The sequence below is a fragment of the Aquabacter sp. DMC10 genome (assembly GCF_056314145.1).
In genome coordinates, this window is sequence record NZ_JBQUYX010000001.1 from 224,454 (window position 1) to 243,294 (window position 18,841).

The 18,841-nt window shown below is 67.5% G+C and carries 16 protein-coding genes; 10 read left to right on the forward strand and 6 right to left on the reverse strand.

Annotated features, from left to right (window positions below):
- The first annotated feature begins 722 nt into the window (after window positions 1-722).
- From rpsA to ACT54L_RS01015, 6 genes are all read left to right on the forward strand, one after another.
- Window positions 723-2,420, forward strand: a complete 1,698-nt coding sequence (gene rpsA / locus ACT54L_RS00990) for a 30S ribosomal protein S1 (RefSeq protein WP_476083671.1) — start codon at window positions 723-725, stop codon at window positions 2,418-2,420.
- Window positions 2,421-2,597: 177 nt separating this feature from the next.
- Window positions 2,598-3,569: a signal peptide peptidase SppA gene (sppA, locus tag ACT54L_RS00995; protein WP_476083672.1), complete on the forward strand. Its 972-nt coding sequence runs from the start codon at window positions 2,598-2,600 to the stop codon at window positions 3,567-3,569.
- A 124-nt stretch (window positions 3,570-3,693) separates the two neighbouring features.
- A complete protein-coding gene (gene ihfB / locus ACT54L_RS01000) occupies window positions 3,694-3,978 on the forward strand; it encodes an integration host factor subunit beta (RefSeq protein ID WP_476083673.1) in 285 nt (94 codons plus the stop codon).
- 72 nt (window positions 3,979-4,050) lie between these two features.
- Window positions 4,051-4,356, forward strand: a complete 306-nt coding sequence (locus ACT54L_RS01005; RefSeq protein WP_476083674.1) for a lipopolysaccharide assembly protein LapA domain-containing protein — start codon at window positions 4,051-4,053, stop codon at window positions 4,354-4,356.
- 277 nt (window positions 4,357-4,633) lie between these two features.
- Complete coding sequence (locus tag ACT54L_RS01010) at window positions 4,634-5,170, forward strand: hypothetical protein (RefSeq protein WP_476083675.1); 537 nt, start codon at window positions 4,634-4,636, stop codon at window positions 5,168-5,170.
- A 127-nt stretch (window positions 5,171-5,297) separates the two neighbouring features.
- Window positions 5,298-6,782: a multicopper oxidase family protein gene (locus ACT54L_RS01015; RefSeq protein WP_476083676.1), complete on the forward strand. Its 1,485-nt coding sequence runs from the start codon at window positions 5,298-5,300 to the stop codon at window positions 6,780-6,782.
- A 40-nt stretch (window positions 6,783-6,822) separates the two neighbouring features.
- On the opposite strand, the gene cysW is transcribed toward ACT54L_RS01015, so the two are convergent.
- The 3 genes from cysW to ACT54L_RS01030 all read right to left on the reverse strand — a co-directional run bounded on the left by cysW (window position 6,823) and on the right by ACT54L_RS01030 (window position 9,040).
- Complete coding sequence (gene cysW, locus ACT54L_RS01020) at window positions 6,823-7,704, reverse strand: sulfate ABC transporter permease subunit CysW (RefSeq protein WP_476083677.1); 882 nt, start codon at window positions 7,702-7,704, stop codon at window positions 6,823-6,825.
- Between the two features lie 2 nt (window positions 7,705-7,706).
- Window positions 7,707-8,528: a sulfate ABC transporter permease subunit CysT gene (gene cysT / locus ACT54L_RS01025; RefSeq protein WP_476083678.1), complete on the reverse strand. Its 822-nt coding sequence runs from the start codon at window positions 8,526-8,528 to the stop codon at window positions 7,707-7,709.
- A gap of 140 nt (window positions 8,529-8,668) precedes the next feature.
- The gene (locus ACT54L_RS01030; RefSeq protein WP_476083679.1) at window positions 8,669-9,040 is read right to left on the reverse strand and encodes a hypothetical protein; all 372 of its coding nucleotides are present in this window, start codon (window positions 9,038-9,040) and stop codon (window positions 8,669-8,671) included.
- Between the two features lie 402 nt (window positions 9,041-9,442).
- Between ACT54L_RS01030 and ACT54L_RS01035 the strand changes: the two genes are divergently transcribed.
- Window positions 9,443-10,477 (forward strand): aspartate-semialdehyde dehydrogenase, encoded by a 1,035-nt coding sequence (locus ACT54L_RS01035; RefSeq protein WP_476083680.1) that lies wholly within the window; start codon window positions 9,443-9,445, stop codon window positions 10,475-10,477.
- A 171-nt stretch (window positions 10,478-10,648) separates the two neighbouring features.
- Here the strand turns inward: ACT54L_RS01035 and ACT54L_RS01040 are convergent, their stop codons facing one another.
- The gene (locus ACT54L_RS01040; protein ID WP_476083681.1) at window positions 10,649-12,145 is read right to left on the reverse strand and encodes an acetyl-CoA hydrolase/transferase family protein; all 1,497 of its coding nucleotides are present in this window, start codon (window positions 12,143-12,145) and stop codon (window positions 10,649-10,651) included.
- Window positions 12,146-12,446: 301 nt separating this feature from the next.
- On the opposite strand from ACT54L_RS01040, the gene ACT54L_RS01045 reads away from it, so the two are divergent.
- Window positions 12,447-13,238 (forward strand): glycerophosphodiester phosphodiesterase, encoded by a 792-nt coding sequence (locus ACT54L_RS01045; protein WP_476083682.1) that lies wholly within the window; start codon window positions 12,447-12,449, stop codon window positions 13,236-13,238.
- Window positions 13,239-13,251: 13 nt separating this feature from the next.
- Here ACT54L_RS01045 and ACT54L_RS01050 read toward each other — a convergent pair whose 3' ends face one another.
- On the reverse strand, window positions 13,252-14,004 hold the full coding sequence (locus ACT54L_RS01050) for a DUF429 domain-containing protein (protein WP_476083683.1): 753 nt from the start codon (window positions 14,002-14,004) through the stop codon (window positions 13,252-13,254).
- Window positions 14,005-14,091: 87 nt separating this feature from the next.
- Here ACT54L_RS01050 and ACT54L_RS01055 point away from each other — a divergent pair, with 87 nt between their 5' ends.
- Both ACT54L_RS01055 and ACT54L_RS01060 read left to right on the forward strand, forming a co-directional pair.
- Window positions 14,092-14,970 (forward strand): HpcH/HpaI aldolase/citrate lyase family protein, encoded by an 879-nt coding sequence (locus ACT54L_RS01055; protein ID WP_476083684.1) that lies wholly within the window; start codon window positions 14,092-14,094, stop codon window positions 14,968-14,970.
- Window positions 14,971-14,973: 3 nt separating this feature from the next.
- The gene (locus tag ACT54L_RS01060; protein ID WP_476083685.1) at window positions 14,974-15,648 is read left to right on the forward strand and encodes a DJ-1/PfpI family protein; all 675 of its coding nucleotides are present in this window, start codon (window positions 14,974-14,976) and stop codon (window positions 15,646-15,648) included.
- Between the two features lie 141 nt (window positions 15,649-15,789).
- Here the strand turns inward: ACT54L_RS01060 and ACT54L_RS01065 are convergent, their stop codons facing one another.
- Window positions 15,790-18,570 (reverse strand): S8 family serine peptidase, encoded by a 2,781-nt coding sequence (locus tag ACT54L_RS01065; RefSeq protein WP_476083686.1) that lies wholly within the window; start codon window positions 18,568-18,570, stop codon window positions 15,790-15,792.
- Window positions 18,571-18,841 lie beyond the last annotated feature (271 nt).

Sequence of the window (18,841 nt, forward strand, 5' to 3'; positions counted from 1 at the left end):
GTCAACCCAACTTTACCCCTGGCGCGCCGCCGCGCGCCGGCCGCTCCCGCCTCCCTCGACCTCGCCTTTGGCGGGGATGTTGGTGCTGGGGGCGTCAGAGGGGCGCGCAGGGTGTTGGCGTTGTGTCTTCCCCCTCCCCAACCCTCCCCCGCTTTGCGGGAGAGGGGGCCGGTTCTGCCGGGGTAGAGGTCGGGATGACAGACGCAGAGCCAAAGCAGGGCCACCGCCCCGACTGGGCGCACCAAAGTCCCCTCTCCCGCAAGGCGGGGGAGGGAGAGGGAGGGGGCGGCGCGTGGGGTGTGGAAACCTGGGGCCAACCGTTGGCCACCAAATGCGCCATATGATACCGCCGTCCCGCAAACCCTTGGGCGAGAAGCCCGACTTGGTGCGCCGCACCCGCGCAAAACGCCGGAAAATCCGCGCGACCCCTTGCCATTGCGCCATTTGTCCACTACGTAACCGCCGTCCGGGACAGCACCCTTCATGGCGTGGGCCGTACCGGCGGGCAGGAAGCGCGGGATACGTGCTTCCATCGACGGAGGATGCCCGCCCTGGCCGACGTGCGGTTCATGGCCCGACGCCACATCCATATGCATCGTTCCGCACGGCCTCAGCGCCGGCCCATCGGTCCGTCCGGTGGCGGCCCGGGTGTCGACCGGGCCACCCGTGGGGAACGGGCGTCCATTCCAAAGACGCCGGCGCCAAGACAGTTCGGAGACTAGATGTCCTTCGTAGAAACCACGCGTGAAGACTTTGCCAGCCTGCTCGACGAGAGCTTCGGCCGCGCCGATGTGAATGAAGGCGCCGTCGTCAAGGGTATCGTTGTCGCCATCGAGAAAGATCTGGCGATCATCGATATCGGCCTGAAGACCGAGGGCCGCGTTGCCCTGCGCGAATTTGCCGGCCCCGGCCGCGAGAGCGCCATCAAGGTGGGCGATGAGGTCGAGGTCTACCTCGAGCGCGTCGAGAACGCCATGGGCGAAGCCGTCCTCTCGCGCGACAAGGCGCGCCGCGAGGAGAGCTGGGTCAAGCTCGAGAAGGCGTTCAATGCCGGCGAGAAGGTCACCGGCGTGATCTTCAACCAGGTCAAGGGCGGCTTCACCGTCGATCTCGACGGCGCCGTGGCCTTCCTGCCCCGTTCGCAGGTGGACATCCGTCCGATCCGCGACGTCGGCCCGCTGATGCACAATCAGCAGCCCTTCCAGATCCTCAAGATGGATCGTCGCCGCGGCAACATCGTCGTGTCGCGCCGCACCGTTCTCGAGGAAACCCGCGCCGAGCAGCGTCACGAGCTGGTCCAGAACCTCGAAGAGGGTCAGGCCATCGAGGGCGTGGTGAAGAACATCACCGATTACGGCGCGTTCGTGGACCTCGGCGGCATTGACGGCCTGCTGCACGTCACCGACATCGCCTGGCGCCGCGTGAACCACCCCACCGAAGTGCTGAACATCGGCCAGACGGTGAAGGTGAAGATCATCAAGATCAATCACGAGACCCACCGCATCTCGCTCGGCATGAAGCAGCTCCTGGGCGATCCCTGGGAAGGCATCGAGGCCAAGTATCCGGTCAATGCCCGCTTCAAGGGCCGCGTCACCAACATCACCGACTACGGCGCGTTCGTGGAACTGGAGCCGGGCATCGAAGGCCTGATCCACGTTTCCGAAATGTCGTGGACCAAGAAGAACGTCCACCCCGGCAAGATCGTCTCCACCTCGCAGGAAGTGGAAGTCCAGGTGCTCGAGGTGGATCCCGCCAAGCGCCGCATCTCGCTGGGCCTCAAGCAGACCCTGCAGAATCCGTGGGAAGCCTTCGCTGAGAAGTATGCCCCCGGCGCGGTGGTCGAGGGCGAGGTCAAGAACAAGACCGAGTTCGGCCTGTTCCTGGGCCTCGACGGCGACGTGGACGGCATGGTCCACCTGTCCGACCTGGACTGGAACCGTCCCGGCGAGCAGGTGATCGACGAGTTCCGCAAGGGCGACGTCATCAAGGCCGTAGTCCTCGACGTGGATGTCGAGAAGGAGCGCATCTCGCTCGGCATCAAGCAGCTGGCCGGCGATCCCTTCGCCGATGCCGGCGACGTCAAGAAGGGCGCCATCGTCACCTGCGAAGTCACCGACGTGAAGGACGGCGGCATCGAGGTGAAGCTCACCGGCACCGACCTCAGCGCCTTCATCAAGCGTTCCGAGCTCGCCCGCGATCGCAACGACCAGCGCCCCGAGCGCTTCTCGGTCGGCGAGAAGCTGGACGCCCGCGTCACCCTGTTCGACCGCAAGGCGCGCAAGGTGCAGGTGTCCGTCAAGGCGCTCGAGATCGCCGAGGAGAAGGAAGCCGTGGCGCAGTACGGCTCGCAGGATTCCGGCGCTTCGCTGGGCGACATCCTGGGTGCCGCGCTCAAGCAGCGCGCCGAAGGCAAGGAGTGAGATCTTCGCCGGCGGCCTGCCGCCGGCGTTGCTCAACCAACGGAAAGGCCGGCCTCGCGCCGGCCTTTCTCGTTTCCGGCGCCCGGCGCAACCCGACCTTACACCGGACACCATTGCCAAAGCGCGGCGCGTGACGTTTAAGTGCAGCGGCTGCGGGGAAGCGGAAGAGGCAACAGGATGTCGCTGGACATCGACCAGATCGTCGATCGCCGCCGGCTCAGGCAGAAGCTCACCTTCTGGCGTGTGTTCGCCGTGCTGTCGCTGGTGGTGGCGCTGGGGGCGGGCGGCTATTTCGCCTTCGGGCGCGCCTCCCTGGATTCAACGCCCCATGTGGCGCGCATCGTCATCGGCGGCCTCATCCGCAATGACCGCGACCGGGTGGAGATGATCGAGCGCATCGCCCGCTCCAATGCCTCGGCCGTCATCCTGTCCATCGACAGCCCCGGCGGCACGGTCACCGGCTCCGAGCAGCTTTACAACGCCCTGCGGCGCCTGGCCGAGAAGAAGCCGACCGTGGCGGTGGTGGAAGGCATGGCCGCCTCGGGCGCCTATATCGCCGCCATGGGTGCCGACCACATCGTCGCCCGCCGCAATGCCATTGTGGGCTCGGTGGGGGTGATCTTCCAGTTTCCCAATGTCACCGAGCTGCTGAAATCGGTGGGAGTGACGGTGGAGGACATCAAGTCCTCGCCGCTCAAGGCCTCCCCCAACATGTATGAGCCCACCAGCCCCGAGGCGCGCGCCGCCATCAATTCGCTGGTGCTGGACAGCTATGCCTGGTTCAAGGGCCTCGTCTCCGAGCGCCGCAAGCTCACCGACGCCAAGCTCGCAACCGTCACCGACGGACGCGTCTTCACCGGCCACCAGGGCCTGGAGCTTCAACTGGTGGACGAACTGGGCGACGAGCGCACCGCGCGGCAATGGCTGGCGCGGGAGAAGGGCGTTCCCGAGCGCCTGCGCACGCGCACCTGGAGCACCAAGTCGGTGGGCGACGAATTCGGCTGGCTGTCCGCCGGCACCAGCCGCGTTCTGGAGGGGCTGGGCCTCGCCGGGCTCGGCCGCGTGATGTCGCAGGTGGCCGAAGGGGCCCTGGAACGGGCTCAGCTTGACGGGCTCCTGGCCCTCTGGCACCCTCAGTCCGGCTTCTAAACCCCTTGCGGTCGCGGCTGGAAACTCGCATTTTCTTTCACGGATACGGGACGCAACCTGGACCGAAGCCGGACAAGACGTTGACGCCCCAGCTCCTTTGACCTCGAGGGATTTTAGCGCCGCCATGATCAAGTCTGAGCTCGTCCAGAAGATCGCCGAGGCCAATCCGCACCTGTACCAGAGGGACGTGGAGAATATCGTCAACGCCATCCTGGAGCAGATCGTCTCCGCTTTGGCGCGCGGCGACCGGGTGGAATTGCGCGGCTTCGGCGCCTTCTCCGTGAAGCAGCGGGAGGCCCGCACGGGCCGCAACCCGCGCACCGGCAAGCAGGTGGACGTCTCCGAGAAGGCGGTTCCCTATTTCAAGACCGGCAAGGAGATGCGCGAGCGTCTCAATCTGGGCAAGTGAAGCACGGCCCCAGGACGGCCACAGCCGTCTCCTAGGGTTCGGGCAGGCATCCATTCCGGCAAGCGAGTGACCGTGCGGCGCATACTCTCCCTGGTGATCGGCATTCCCCTGTGTGTTCTGGTGGTGGCGCTCGCCGTCGCCAATAGGCGCCTGGTGACGCTTTCGCTCGACCCCTTCAGCGCCGATGCGCCGGCCATGGCCGTCAATCTGCCGCTGTTCGTCATCATTTTCGGCGCCCTCATCGTGGGCGTGATCCTGGGCGGCTGCGTGGCCTGGCTCGGCCAGGGCCAGGCGCGGCGCGATGCCCGCCGCGCCCGCAAGGTGGCGCCCGAGCCGAAGGCCGGCCCGGCCTTGCCCGCCCCCGTGCGCCGCGCCTGATCGGGCCGCCACGGGTCACGGGCGGAAAGAGGTTTGAGCTGGGCCTTTGCTGCGCGCAGACGGCCCGCTCCCGCGCGCCCCCGACGGGCCAGATCGCAACGGCAAGCCCGCAACGGCCAGCCCGCACGCGCCTAACCGCGCTTGCCCGGCTGGACGTGCCGCGCCCCTTCGCCCGTGACCGCGGGAGGCCGGCCGCAATCCCGCCGGCCGGACGCGGGACAGGGGGATGCTTTCGCGCTATGATCTGCGCTCATTTCCGCCCTCCCGGTGCCCTCGGATGATCCGCACCCCCGTCCGTCCCGCCTTCCGCACCCGGCTGTGGCGTGTGCTGCGGGCGATGCTGGACCGGGTGCTGGTTGTGGTGCTTACGCTCTCCTTCGCCGCGGCGCTCTCGGTGCCCACCCGGGCCATGGGACCCGAATGCGCGGACGCGCCCGTCGCGCCCACAGCCTTCCCCATCGCCACGGCGCATGAGGCGACCGGCGCGACGCATGCCCATCATCACGGATCGGGACATCCCGATGGTCCGCCTGGCGACCATGGGGCATCGGGCGATCCGGCCGGGGCGTCATCGCACGGGGCGGAACAGGCCTCCGCCCTCCAAGGGGCCCCCCAACGGGCGACGCCGCCGGCCGACGCCCGTCATCCCTGCTGCCTTGCCTCCTGCCCGGCCTGCCTGCCGGCCGTGACCGCCGCCCCTCGTCTCGCCGCGCCGACCGGGACACGACAGGTGCGGCTGTTCCACACCCCCCTTCTGCCCGATGGCCTGCCGCCGGGCGAAGCCCTCGATCCGCCCCGCAGCGCCACGGCCTGAACGGCGCCCCGCGCCTTTCGCCGGACGCCCGCGCGCGTCCCCTGCCCTCCCGCGCCTGCCCCTCCTGCTGTCCATCCTCCCATTCTGGGAGACGGGAGGGGGCGGGGTGCGACCGATCGAGATTCCCATGAACCGCAGAGACTTTCTCACCCACTGCGCCACCGGCGCCGCCGCGCTCGTCGCATCCGGGCGCGCCGGGGCGCAGGATCAGGCGTCACCGCCGACCCGCCCGCTCGCCATCACATCCCGCACGCTGGAGGTGAACCGGCGCTCCGCCACCGTGTTCGGGCTGGCCCAGCCGAATGGCACGCCCGGCCTCACCCTCACGGCGGGGGACCGGTTCGACGTGGCGCTGGCCAGCCATATCGACGCGCCCACCCTGATTCACTGGCACGGCCTGACCCCGCCCTGGGCGCAGGACGGCGTGCCCGGAAATCCGGCCGCCCCGCTCTCGCCCGGAGAGACGCGCGCCTATGACTTCCCCGCCGGCCCCGGCGGCACCCATTGGATGCACGCCCACACCCTGCAGGAGCAGAACCTGCTGGCCGCCCCGCTCATTGTGCGTAGCCGAGAGGATGCCGGCCGTGACGCGCAGGAGGTGGTGATCCTGCTGCACGACTTCTCCTTCACCCCGGCGGAGGAATTGCTCGCCCGCCTGCGGGGAGGGGTCGGCGGCATGGATCATGGCGCAGGCGGAATGAGTCCAGGCGCCATGGCCGGGGGCATGATGGGACATGCCGGCATGAATCAAGGGGGCATGAATCACGGCGGCATGAACCATGACACCATGGGCCACGGCGCCGGTGGCGCCATGGATCTCAACGACATCGCCTTTGACGCCTATCTCGCCAATGACCGCACCCTGGATGACCCCGAGGTGGTGACCGTGGAAAAGGGCGGGCGGGTGCGCCTGCGCATCATCAATGGCGCCTCCGCCACAGCCTTCCAGCTGTCCACGGGCGAATTGGAGGGCGACCTCATCGCGGTGGACGGCCAGCCGGTGCAGCCGGTGAAAGGCCGGACCTTTCCGCTGAGCATGGGCCAGCGCCTGGACATTCGCCTGGCCGTGCCGGCCGAAGGGGGCGCCTGGCCCATCCTGGCCTTGCGGGAAGGCGAGGTGGAGCGCACCGGCATCATCCTGGCGACGCCGGGCGCCGCCGTCCGCAAGCTGGCGACGACGGGCGCGCAGAAGGCTGATGTGGTCGACCTCGCCCTGGAGCAGACCCTGCGCCCGCTGGCGCCCCTGCCCCGCCGGCGCGTGGACCGGAGCTATCCGGTGACGCTCACCGGCAGCATGGCCGGCTATAGCTGGGCCATCAGCGGCCCGCAGGCGCTCACCGTGCGGCGGGGCGAGCGGGTGGAGATCGCCATGGCGAACATGTCCATGATGTCCCATCCCATGCACCTGCATGGCCACCGCTTCCAGGTGGTGGAGATCAACGGCCGCGCGGTGAATGGCGCAGTGCGGGACACGGTGGTGGTGCCGCCCATGGCGCGGGTAAAGATCGCCTTCGACGCGGACAATCCCGGCCACTGGCCCTTCCACTGCCACCACCTCTACCACATGGAGGCTGGCATGATGGCCTTCGTGGCCTATGAGGGGGTCGGGTAGGCCGTGCAGCGGGTGCGGGCGGGGTCATCCCGCCCGCGTCTCAATGGCCGGCGGGACCGCGCGGCAGCTGGAGGCGGGCCCGCTCCTCATCCATGCGCTCGATGATGAGCTTGGCGACGAGGGTCAGGAGCGCCACCATGGCCAGGACGGTGGCGGCCGCGAAGGCGCCCACCACCTGGCTGTCCTGGTAGAGCAGTTCCACCTGGAGCGGCAAGGTCGAGGTCTTGCCCCGGATGTTGCCGGAGACCACCGAGACGGCGCCGAACTCGCCCATGACGCGGGCATTGCAGAGCGCAGCGCCATAAAGCAGCGCGAAGCGCACATTGGGCAGCGTGACGGTGCGCAGGATGCGCCAGCCGGAGGCGCCCAAGGTCACCGCCGCCTCTTCCTCCTCGCGGCCCTGCGCCATCATCAGCGGCACGATCTCGCGGGCGACGAAGGGGGCGGTGACGAACAGGCTCGCCAGGATGATGCCGGGAATGGCGAACATGATCTTGATGTCATGGGCTTCCAGGAACGGCCCAAGCAGGCCCTGCGCACCATAGACGAAGAGATAGGCGACGCCCGCCACGATGGGCGAGATGGAGAAGGGCAGCTCGATGAGGGCCAGCAGCAGCCCGCGCCCGGGAAAGGAGAACTTGGTCACCGCCCAGGCGGCGGCGATGCCGAAGGCCACGTTCACGGGCACGCAAATGAGCGCGGTGAACAGGGTCAGGCCCATGGCGTGGAGCGTGTCGGGGCGGGCAAGGCTCTCCAGATAGGCCGCCGTGCCGCGCTTGAACGCCTCCGAGAAGATGGAGGCGAGCGGCGCCAGCAGCACCACCACCGTCACCAGCAGCACGAGGCCGATCAGCACCCGCCGCGTGCGCCGGCCATCGCCCACCCGCTGGCGGTTGGAAGAGGAGGAGGCGGCGTTCGACATGCTCAGTCCTCCCGGATGGCCCGGCGCTGATGCCAGGTCTGGATGAGGTTGACGCACACCAGCATCACGAAGGCGAGCCCCAGCATGGTGGCCGCAATGGCCGCCGCGGCGGGATAGTCATATTCCTCGATGCGGATGAAGGTGAGCAGCGCCACGATCTCGGTGCGGAACGGCTGGTTGCCGGCGATGAACACCACCGCCCCGAACTCGCCCAGCGAGCGGGCGAAGGCCAGCGAGCAGCCGGCCAGGAAGGCCGGGAAGATGGCGGGCAGGATCACGGTGCGGAACACGCGCCATTCGGAGGCGCCAAGCGTGGTGGCCGCCTCCTCCACGTCGGGGGCGAGGTCCTCCAGCACCGGCTGCACCGTGCGCACCACGAAGGGAATGGAGGTGAAGGCCATGGCGCAGACAATGCCCGCCGGCGCATAGGCCACCTGGAGGCCGAGATCCATGAGCGGGGCGCCGAACCAGCCGTTCTTCGCAAACAGAGCGGTCAAGGCGAGGCCGGCCACCGCCGTGGGCAAAGCGAAGGGCACGTCCACCAAGGTGTCGAGCAATCGCTTGCCGGGAAACTCGTATCGCACCAGCACCCAGGCCAGCATCAGGCCATAGACCGCATTGAAGGCGGTGGCGGCGAGCGCCGCGCCGATGGTCACCTGGAAGGAGGCGAGCGTGCGGGGGGAGAGGATGATGGCGATGTAGCGCTCGAGCCCCACATCCGCTGCCTTCAGCAGCAGGGCGGAAATGGGCAGCAGCACGATGAGCGCCAGATAGGTGAGCGTGATGCCCAGCGAAAGGCGGAAGCCCGGAATGACGCTGAACATGGACCGACCCCGGGGCTTGCGGCCGAACGCGCGTGCGGCGGACCGCCGGACAGAAGGGCCCTTATGGCGGGCGCGATGGCGCTTGTCGAGCCGGCGCTTATCGCGCGGGCGCGGCGCCGGCCTTGCGCCGGCGCGGCCGATCAGTAGCCGGGCAGGTCGAACCGGCCGGGCAGCGGGTAGCGGCCGGGCACGAACCCACCGTCCACCGCGCCATAGGTGGGATAGAACCAGCCGGACGGAAGGGCATAATCCAGGTAGGACTTGGAGCCCGGCTTCACCACGGTGCCGGCATCCAGCGGCGAGCGCTTGGAGATGTCCACCGACGTGCGGGTGCGCTTCTTGGTGGTGGTGGTGCTGGTGGTTGGCTTGGCCGGCGTCGCGGCAGCGGCCGGCGCGGCGGCGGGAGCGGTGGCCGAGGGTGTCGTGGTCGTCGAGGTGGACTGGGCTTCAGCCATGCCCACCCCCGCGAACATCAACGCGGCGGCGATGGTGAGAAGCGGCGCGACACGCATTGAACCCTCCAGCCCGGACATGGCCGCGCCGAATCCCATCGGTCGCAGCCCAATCTCCAATCTAAGCGAGGAAGTCCGCCCGGTCGAGGTCGGTTCCTGCCCGTGCCGGCCCCGCACCGCGCGCTGGGCGCGGGCCGGCCGGACGGACCTCTCTTATAGGGCATTGAAGCGCAACGCATTAATGATGATGGTCAAATCCGCCCGGCGGGCCGGCTGGGGCGCGAAAGTCCGGCCCACGTGACCGCGGGGCAACACCCGCCTTCACGCCTCGGCGGCACCTTGCCAGCGACCCCTGCGTCAGGAGCGGCGCTGCGGCGCGGGAAATGCGCGTTGCATGGAACGCCCGATGGGCATAGAAACGCGCGTTTCCGGCCAAGGGGCCGGCAAGCCTGAAGGGACGTCATGGGCTACAAGGTCGCAGTAGCCGGCGCCACGGGAAACGTGGGCCGGGAGATCCTCTCGATCCTCGCCGAGCGGGGCTTTCCCGCCGATGAGGTGGTCGCACTCGCGTCGCGCCGTTCGATGGGCGTCGAGGTCTCCTATGGTGACAAAACCCTGAAGGTGAAGGACCTCGCCACCTACGACTTCTCCGACACCGACATCTGCCTGATGTCGGCGGGCGGAGCCGTGTCGAAGGAGTTCTCGCCGAAGATCGGCGCGGCCGGGTGCGTGGTCATCGACAATTCCTCTCAGTGGCGCACGGACCCGGACGTTCCCCTGATCGTCCCGGAAGTGAATGCCGACGCCATCGTGGGCTTCAAGAAGAAGAACATCATCGCCAATCCCAACTGCTCGACGGCGCAGCTGGTGGTGGCGCTGAAGCCGCTGCATGACGCGGCGACCATCACGCGGGTGGTGGTGTCCACCTATCAGTCCGTCTCCGGCGCGGGCAAGGACGCCATGGACGAGCTGTTCACCCAGACCCGCGCGGTGTTCGTCTCCGATCCGGTGGAGCCGAAGAAGTTCCCGAAGCGCATCGCCTTCAACCTGATCCCCCAGATCGACGTGTTCATGGAGGACGGGTACACGAAGGAAGAGTGGAAGATGGTGGTCGAGACCAAGAAGATCCTCGACCCCAAGATCAAGCTCACCGCCACCTGCGTGCGGGTGCCGGTGTTCATCTCCCACTCTGAATCCGTGAACGTGGAGTTCGAGAAGCCCCTGTCGGCGGACGAGGCGCGCAAGATCCTGCGCGAGGCGCCCGGCATCCTGGTCATCGACACCCGCGAAAGCGGCGGCTACGCCACGCCCCACGAGGCGGCCGGCGAGGACGCCACCTATATCTCGCGCCTGCGCGATGACCCGACCGTGGACAACGGCATCGCCTTCTGGTGCGTGTCGGACAATCTGCGCAAGGGCGCGGCGCTGAACGCGGTGCAGATCGCGGAAGTGCTGGTGAACCGCAAGCTCATCACCTCCCGCCGAAAGGCGGCGTGAGAAAGGCTTGATCCAAGCTGGAACGGCGCCCTCGCGGGCGCCGTTTTCGTTTGGGCTTTAGAGCGCGATCCGATCAGATTGAACCAATCTGATCGGTGAATCGCCCTCTAACTTATTGATAGAGAATGCGTGATCCGATCAGCCTGCGGTGCAGGCTGATCGGCGCAGGCTTTAGCGCGCCATCTGCATGGAGCCGGTCTCCCGCGCCCGCACATGCCAGGAAAGTGCCTCCTCCAGCACATGGGGCGTATGGCCACCGCGGGCGAGCGCGCGGGCATAATAGTCTTCCAGCGCATCGCGATAGAGCGGATGCACGCAATTAGCCAGGATCACCCGGGCGCGTTCGCGGGGTGCCAGTTCCCGCAGGTCCGCCAGGCCCACCTCGGTCACCACGATGTCCACGTCATGCTCGGTATGGTCCACATGGGACACCATGGGCACCACGGAGGACAGCGCCCCGCCCTTGGCGATGGACTTGGTGACGAACACGGACAGATAGCCGTTGCGGGCGAAATCGCCCGAGCCGCCAATGCCGTTCATCATGTGGGTGCCGCCCACATGGGTGGAGTTGATGTTGCCGTAAATGTCGAATTCCAGCGCCGTATTGATGCCGATGATGCCCAGGCGCCGGATGATCTCCGGATGGTTGGAAATTTCCTGCGGCCGCAGGATGAGGCGCGGCTTGTAGCGGGTGATCTGCGGCATCACCGCATCATGCTTGGCCTTGGACAAGGTGATGGAGGAGCCGGAGGCGAAATTCAGTTTGCCGGCGTCGAACAGGTCGAAGGTGGAATCCTGGAGCACCTCCGAATACATGGTCAGGTCGTAAAACGGGCTTTCGATGAAGCCGTGCATCACCGCATTGGCGATGGTGCCGATGCCCGCCTGGAGCGGCTGAAGGCGGTGGGTGAGGCGCCCGCGCTTCACCTCATTGTCCAGGAAGTCCATGAGATGGCCGGCAATGGCGGCGGTCTCCGGGTCCGGCGGCAGGACGGTGGAGGCCGAATCCAGCTTGGCCGTGACCACGATGGCCGCGATCTTCTCCGGCGGGATCGGAATGAAGGGCAGGCCCACGCGGCTCTCGGGAGCGACCACCGGGATCGGCTCGCGGAACGGCCGTCGGGTGGGAATATAGATGTCGTGCAGCCCCTCCAGCTCCACCGGCTGGGTGAGGTTGATCTCCACGATCACCTTTTCGGCCAGGATGGCGAAGGTGGCGGAATTGCCCACCGAGGTGGTGGGGATGATGCCGCCCTGGGCGGTGATGGCCACCGCCTCCACCACCGCCACGTCGATGGGGCCGAGCTGGTGGGTGCGCAAATGCTCCACGGTCTCGGACAGATGCTGGTCGATGAACATCACCTCGCCAGCATTGATGGCCTTGCGCAGATAGCTGTCCGACTGGAACGGGATGCGGCGGGCGAGCACGTGGGCCTCGGCCAATTGCTTGTCCAGGTCGTTGCCCAGAGAGGCGCCGGTGACGAGTGTGATCTTGAAGGGCTCGCGTTTCGCCCGCTCCGCCAGGGCCAGCGGCACGGCCTTGGCCTCGCCCGCGCGGGTAAAGCCGCTCATGCCCACGATCATGCCGTCCTTGATGTGGGATGCGGCCTCCTCGGCGCTCACCACCTTGTCCTGGAGCGAGGCGAGGCGGATACGGTCGTGCGGCATGAAGCGGGGTCCTTCGTGGAAGAGCGCGCGGAAGCAAGGCATAAGCGCACGGCGGCGCCCAGCCTGGAATTCTCCTTAGGTCGGACGGGCCAGGGGCCGGCGCCTTCCGGGCACGACCGGTGGTCGCGCGGCAAAAGGCTTGTGCATCAAGCCCTCGCGGGCCTTCGGCCGGACAAACGCTCGTGATGAGGTGGGCAGTTCTGCGCAAAGCCGGGTCGTGCTATGCGAGCGGCGCAACAGGGCGGGAGGGGCGGATTTGCCCAGGACGGCGGGAGTTAACCGGCGGGGGGCGCTCGGGATCATGGCAGGCGCCCTGCTGAGCCCGCTTCCCGGAGCGGGCGCACAGGCCGCCGAGGCCGTCTTTGCCTGCCCGTTGGGAAAGGTGGAGGTCATCGCCCATCGCGGCTTCGCGCAGATGGCGCCGGAGAACACGCTCGCCGCCTTCTCCCAGGCCCTCGACCTTGGCTATCATTCCCTCGAATTCGACCTGCGGCTGACCAAGGACGGCGTGCCCGTGGTGCTGCACGACGCCACGCTGGACCGGACCACCGATGGCACCGGCCCCCTGGCCGATCTGGATCTGGCCGACATCACCGGGCTCAATGCGGCCGCCCGCCATTCGGAATGGCCGCCCCAGCGCGTCCCTTTGTTCGAGCAGGTGGTGGCGCTGGGCAAGTCCCGCGCGGCGCGCCTTTATGCCGAGATCAAGGCGCCGGCGACCCAGGCCGGCATCACCGAGATGGTGCGGGTGGTGCGGGACGCCGGTAGCGAGGATCACACCTGCTTCTGCTCGTTCGAGCTGGATGCTCTGCGCGCCGTGCGGGCGGAAAGCCAGACCGTGGCGCTGGGGCTGATCGGCTCCGACATCTCGCAACTGGCCGCCTTCGCGGAACTCTCCGGCAACCGCACCATGATGCTGCGCCGTCGCCTGCTGCTGGAAAACGAAGGCTGGGTGGAAACCTGTCGCGCCGCGGGGGTGGATGTCTCCGCCTGGCTCGTGGCCTCCCAGAGCCAGATCCGCGCCCTGGCGCGCGCCGACGTCTATCGCGTCACCTGCGACCGCCCCATCGTGGCGCCGGATCACGCCTGCTGAAGCCAAGCGACACTCAGGCGCGGATCGCCACCGGCAGGCCCTTGGCATCGAGCTCCGGCGGATCGGGATAGGACAGCGCGACCCCCGTGCCGATGCGCCAGGCGGTCCAGGCACAGGCGGCAGCGTCCACCAGGTCGTCCCAGCCCATGCGGAGGCGCTTGGCCGTCTCGCGGGTCAGGTCGGCGACAGGAAAGCCCGCCTCGGCCAGGCAGATGAGCCGGAAGGCGAGACCCTCCGCGCTGACCTGCCCCTTCACCTTCTTCGCCACCGGCACAGCCTCCCCCCGCATGGTGCGGAAGCTCACCTCGGGATGGCATTCCCACAAACGGGGCACGAGGTCCGGCCGGCGCTGGAGCAGAAGGTCGACCTCGCGGATCTTGGGGAAGATGTGGAAGCATTGCTTGGAGATGGACCGGGGCGGCTCCGAGGTCGCCCGCGCCACCGTGCAGGCATGGCGATAGCGCTCCGTCTCCGGGATCGTCTCGTCCATGCCGGCCTCCACCGCCGCCCGCGAGGGAACGGAGAAGACGGAGGACTGGCGCTGCCCCAGGAGCGGGCGCACCGCCCGCTCGGCGGCGCGCCCGCCGGGAAAGGCGCGCTCCGGCAGGCCGATGGGCATGTCCACGGCGGCAAAGCCCTCCGGCCCCAGATGCGCCATGGCCGCCTCCACCGTCGGCAGGCGCTGGATCTCAAGGCCCTGCGCCCCGTCCCAGTAAAGACACGCCCAGCCGCCCGGACAGCCATCCATCCCCAGGACCCGCATCATCCCCCTCCCGCCCGACCAACGGCCCGCTTCCCTCTTGCGTCGCATCGCTTTAGCTTTGCACCGCAACAGCCTCTGGGGAGAGCCCACATGACCATCCGCCCGCGCCGCAGCGTCCTTTATATGCCCGGCTCCAATGCCCGCGCGCTGGAAAAGGCCCGCACCTTGCCGGCGGACGGCGTGATCCTGGACCTGGAGGACGCGGTCGCCCCCGACGCCAAGCTGGAGGCGCGCACCCGCGTGGTGGAGACGGTGAAGGCCGGCGGCTTCGGCCCCCGCGAGGTGGTGATCCGCGTCAACGGGCTGGACACGCCGTGGGGCAGTGACGACATCGAGGCCGCCGCCTCCGCCCGTCCCGATGCCATCCTGATCCCCAAGGTGCAGGATCCCGAGCAGCTCGTCACCGTCGGCCGCCGCCTGGAGGCGCTGGGCGTGCCCGCCGAAACGCGGGTGTGGGCGATGATCGAGACCCCGCTCGCCATCTTCGCCGTGAAGGACATCGCCGCCGCCGCGCGCGATCCCATCACCCGCCTCGCGGTCTTCGTGATGGGCACCAATGATCTGGCCAAGGAAACCCGCGCCGCCCTCATTCCCGGCCGCGCGCCCATGTATCCCTGGCTGAGCCTGTCGGTGGCCGCCGCCCATGCCTATGGCATCGACGTGCTGGACGGCGTGTGGAACCAGTTCCAGGACATGGAGGGCTTCAAGGCCGAGTGCCAGCAGGGCGTGGAGCTGGGCATGGACGGCAAGACGCTGATCCACCCCGCCCAGATCGAGCCCTGCAACACCGCCTTCAGCCCGCCCGAGGCGGAGGTCACCCGCGCCCGCACCATCATCGCCGCCTTCGACCAGCCGGAAAATGCCGGCAAGGGCGTGATCCAGCTGGACGGGCGCATGGTGGAGCGCATGCATGCGGACATGGCGCGCCGCACCGTGTCGCTGGCCGACGCCATCGCCGCGCGCACCTGAGCCATGGCCCGCACCATCGTCATGCTGGCCTATCCCGGCATGACGCAGCTCGACCTCACCGGCCCGTTCGAGGTGCTCGCCCGCCTGCCCGACGCCAAGGTGCATCTGGCGTGGAAGTCCACCCGCGCCATCACGGACGCCGCCGGCCTGACCCTGGAGCCCACCACCAAGTTCGGCCATCTCGACCGGTGTGACGTGCTGTTCGTGCCGGGTGGGCCGGGACAGGTGGGCCTTATGGCGGATGAGACGGTGCTGCGGTTCCTGCGCTATCTGGCGCAGGACGCGCGGATCATCGGCTCGGTGAGCACCGGGTCCCTGTTGCTGGGCGCGGCGGGCCTGCTGAAGGGCCACCGCGCCGCCTGCCACTGGCTCTCGGCCGGGCATCTGCCCCTGCTCGGCGCGGAGCCCTGCGCGGAGCGGGTGGTGCGGGACGGCCGGCTGGTGACCGGCGCAGGCTCCAGCGCCGGCATCGACGTGGCGCTGGAGATCGTCGCCGAGCTGGCGGGGGCCGAGGAAGCCGGCCGCATCGCCTTGGCCCTGGAATATGAGCCCTATCTGGCGCCCATGGACGGGGAGACGCGCGCCCGCTTGGTGGACGAGATCCGCGCCCGCACGGACGCCTTCCAGCTCACGCGGGAGGCCGCCGCCCGCCAGGCGGGCGCCAAGCTCCCGGCCTGAGCGGCGGTTGCTGTCTGAGCGGCGTTTGCTGGGGCGCCTCCCGCCGAAACGTGCGCCGCCAGGACGAACGGAGGGCGGCGCCTCGCCGCGCCGCCCGTGCCTGGTTGAGGCGGGACCGGCTCAGGCCAGATCCCAGGTGGCTCAGGCCAGATCCCAGGTGGCTTGGCGCCCTTCGCCGATGCCATAGACCAGATAGTGCGCGAGCGGGTCCACACCGGCGGCCGCCACGTCCGTATAATGGTCCAGGTAGCCCTTGGTATCGAAGGCCGCGGAGGGGTCGCGGCCCTCCTTCCAGCCATAGGTCATATAGTGTTCCAGCGGGTTGGCGCCCGCGGCCGCCACGTCGGGATTGGCCGAAAGGTAGTAGCTCACGTCGAAATAGGCGTTGGGGTCCCGCCCCTCCTTTTGGCCGTAGGTGATCCAATGCTCATAGGCATTGGCGCCGGCCGCCGCCACGTCCTCATTGGCCAGCAGATAGAAGGTGGCATCGAACGTGCCGCCATTCTGCAGATGGGCGCTGTCCACCACCGGGCGCACCTCCCGGCCCTCGTGGATGCCATATTGCAGATAGTGCTGGAGCGGATCGACGCCTGCCGCCGCCACGTCCGGGTTGAGCTTCAGATAGAGCGAGGTGTCGAACCGGGCGGAGGGATCGTCGCCATTCTTCCAGCCGGTCTCGTGGAAATAATCCAGCGGATTGGTGCCCGCCGCCTTCAGAGCGGCATGGTTGGCCAGATAAGCGGAGGTGTCGAACACCCCGTTGGGGTCGAGGCCCGCCTTCCAGCCCACGGCGTCATAATGGCTTTCCGCGGTGGTGCCGGAATTCAGAAGGCTCGCCACCTGGTTGGCATAGAAGAGGTCGTTGACCAGGGGATTGTTGTCCAGCAGCAGCGTGCCGTCGGCAAACTGGAGGGCGGCGATGTCGGTGGCATAATCGACGCTGTCGGCCCCGACGATGACCGTCTGGATGCCATAGGCGGTCTGGCTGTAGGCCTTGAAGTCCCACAGGAATTGCAGGGTATCGTGGCCGCCGCCGCCATCCACGCTATTGGTGCCGCGCCCGGTGAAGAAGACGGTGTCGCCCTCGTCGCCCGTGAGCGTGTCATTGCCATCGCCCGTCACCACGCGGGCAAAGCGCATGTCGGGGGTGAAATAGGTGACGACGCCGGCGATGGTGGCCTCGTCGCAGCACAGATTGACCGTGGTGTCGGTGGTTACCGCCGCAGCATTGAGGGTGTGGGGGCCGGCCTGGGTGCTGGAGAGGATGGTCCGGTCGATGTCATCCGTACCGAGACGGGCGTAATCGTCGGTGTAGATGAAAGTCTCTCCGGCAGTGACGGCGTCTCCGAGCAGCGCAAGCTCCGCATAGATCACAAGATCGGCATCGCCATTATTGGTGATATTGACGGTCCAATTGCCGCTGTTCGACAACTCTCCCCAATTATGGACGGTGTCGAAGGAAAACCGCAGAGGTCCACTGACCCCCACGAACTGATAATAGGACGGGTCCATGAAAAGGTCGGTGGTGACGCCGTCGGGCCCGGTCAGCGAAATGGAGATGTCTTCCAGAGATCCCGTGAGGGACCCGAACCCCGCGTTCACCCCCGCATTGATCGAGAGCGTCGCGTGCTGAACGCGGATGAGGTCCTCGAAGCTCAGATCCAGATGCCGCGCCTGACCTGCGGCGACCACCAGCGCATCGGTCGACCCGGAAACGGACTGGGTCAGAGTGACGAGGTTGTCGTAGGCGCTCTGCTTCTGCCAGGTCTCGGCAAGACGGACCGCCGCGTGGGCGTCGATCAACCCGAAGCCGAGATGGTCGTCATAGAGGAGCCCGCCGCCGTTCCAGTCCGAGCTTCCGTTCGTCTTCCACTCCGCAACACCGTCCGGCGTCTTGGCGCTGTAGGCCAGGATTTCCTGGATGTCGCGGTAGCCAAGGTTCGGATTGGCCTCAAGCATGAGCGCCACAACGCCGGCCGCAATGGGTGTGGCAGCCGAGGTGCCGTTGAACCCATGGCTGTGCGTGGCTTCATCCCACAGATTCGTATAGTCCCCGTCCGGCGTCTTGTTGAGGCCGGCCTCGCCCAGAAGGTCGGTAGTGACGATGCTAGACACCTCCGACACGGTGGGAACGGAGGTGGACTTGGTGCCGCTGCCCGGCGCCGCGACCAGCACATTGGCGCCCGGGATGGTGTAGTCCGTCGCTTTGCCTTCCACGGTCGCGGCGCCCACCACGATCGCTTGGGGTAGGCTCGTCGTCGGATAGAAATTGGTGTTCTGCTTGACCTGCGTGCTCAGCGCCGTGTTATTGCCGGCCGCGAAAAGGACCGAAATGCCGAGCCCGTCGCGGCCCAGGCTCACGAGATCCGTGTACGCCGCGGCATAGATGTCCTGCTTGGCCGCATCCTGAAAAGGCGTTTGGCGAAGCGGCATGCCCCAGCTGTTGCTGCTGACGCTGACGCCGTCCATCAGCATGCGCGCGGTTGCCTTGATGAAGTCCGGCGTGAAATTATCAATCTCAACCAAGCCCGAGCGTTCAATGACGCCGTCAGTGGTGTAGCCGATGGCCTTGGCGCCATAGGCGACACCCACGCCGCCAAGATCATTTTGAGCGGCGGCAATCAGTCCGAGGGTCGCCGTGCCGTGGTCGCCATCAACCTGACCGGGCTGGTTACGGGTCAGATAATAGGACTTATCGGCCAGATAGTTCGGGGCGATGTCGGGATGGCTGGCCTGAAAGCCATTGTCCATCACGGCGACCACCACCCCTTCGCCCGTATAGTCGGGCCATACGCTGGTGACATTGATGTCATTGCGATAGGCCCCGTCTTCCTGGGGCAGGCCCATGATGTCCTGGCCGATGTTCAGCAGGTGCCACTGGGCTCCGAACAAGGGATCCGTCGGAATATAGGTCTTGGCCATGCCCGCTCACTCCCAGCCCACATCAAATAGGGGCACAAGTTAGGAGCCGATTTTTTCAGACCTTCCGCTACCGCATGTCAACGAAAGACTAAGACAGAAAAATCCAAACCTCTTGCGAGGCCGCGCAAAAGTTACGTAATCTTTCTGATCTTGGCAGGCATCGTCTGCGACCTTGCGCTCACCTCGGACCGGAACCGCGCGGACACAGCGCGGCAGTGCAGAAATGCGCCCGGGAGGGTCTCGCCGAGGCGCCGCCGCGCCGAAAAGCCAG

Excerpts from the sequence above, each read along its gene's own strand:
- rpsA (WP_476083671.1), top strand. The coding sequence starts at position 723 with ATGTCCTTCGTAGAAACCACGCGTGAAGACTTTGCCAGCCTGCTCGAC.
- ACT54L_RS01015 (WP_476083676.1), top strand. The coding sequence starts at position 5,298 with ATGAACCGCAGAGACTTTCTCACCCACTGCGCCACCGGCGCCGCCGCG.
- ACT54L_RS01045 (WP_476083682.1), top strand. The coding sequence starts at position 12,447 with ATGGCAGGCGCCCTGCTGAGCCCGCTTCCCGGAGCGGGCGCACAGGCC.
- ACT54L_RS01055 (WP_476083684.1), top strand. The coding sequence starts at position 14,092 with ATGACCATCCGCCCGCGCCGCAGCGTCCTTTATATGCCCGGCTCCAAT.
- cysT (WP_476083678.1), bottom strand. The coding sequence starts at position 8,528 with ATGTTCAGCGTCATTCCGGGCTTCCGCCTTTCGCTGGGCATCACGCTC.
- ihfB (WP_476083673.1), top strand. The coding sequence starts at position 3,694 with ATGATCAAGTCTGAGCTCGTCCAGAAGATCGCCGAGGCCAATCCGCAC.
- ACT54L_RS01010 (WP_476083675.1), top strand. The coding sequence starts at position 4,634 with ATGATCCGCACCCCCGTCCGTCCCGCCTTCCGCACCCGGCTGTGGCGT.
- ACT54L_RS01035 (WP_476083680.1), top strand. The coding sequence starts at position 9,443 with ATGGGCTACAAGGTCGCAGTAGCCGGCGCCACGGGAAACGTGGGCCGG.
- ACT54L_RS01030 (WP_476083679.1), bottom strand. The coding sequence starts at position 9,040 with ATGCGTGTCGCGCCGCTTCTCACCATCGCCGCCGCGTTGATGTTCGCG.
- sppA (WP_476083672.1), top strand. The coding sequence starts at position 2,598 with ATGTCGCTGGACATCGACCAGATCGTCGATCGCCGCCGGCTCAGGCAG.
- ACT54L_RS01065 (WP_476083686.1), bottom strand. The coding sequence starts at position 18,570 with ATGGCCAAGACCTATATTCCGACGGATCCCTTGTTCGGAGCCCAGTGG.
- cysW (WP_476083677.1), bottom strand. The coding sequence starts at position 7,704 with ATGTCGAACGCCGCCTCCTCCTCTTCCAACCGCCAGCGGGTGGGCGAT.
- ACT54L_RS01040 (WP_476083681.1), bottom strand. The coding sequence starts at position 12,145 with ATGCCGCACGACCGTATCCGCCTCGCCTCGCTCCAGGACAAGGTGGTG.
- ACT54L_RS01050 (WP_476083683.1), bottom strand. The coding sequence starts at position 14,004 with ATGATGCGGGTCCTGGGGATGGATGGCTGTCCGGGCGGCTGGGCGTGT.
- ACT54L_RS01060 (WP_476083685.1), top strand. The coding sequence starts at position 14,974 with ATGGCCCGCACCATCGTCATGCTGGCCTATCCCGGCATGACGCAGCTC.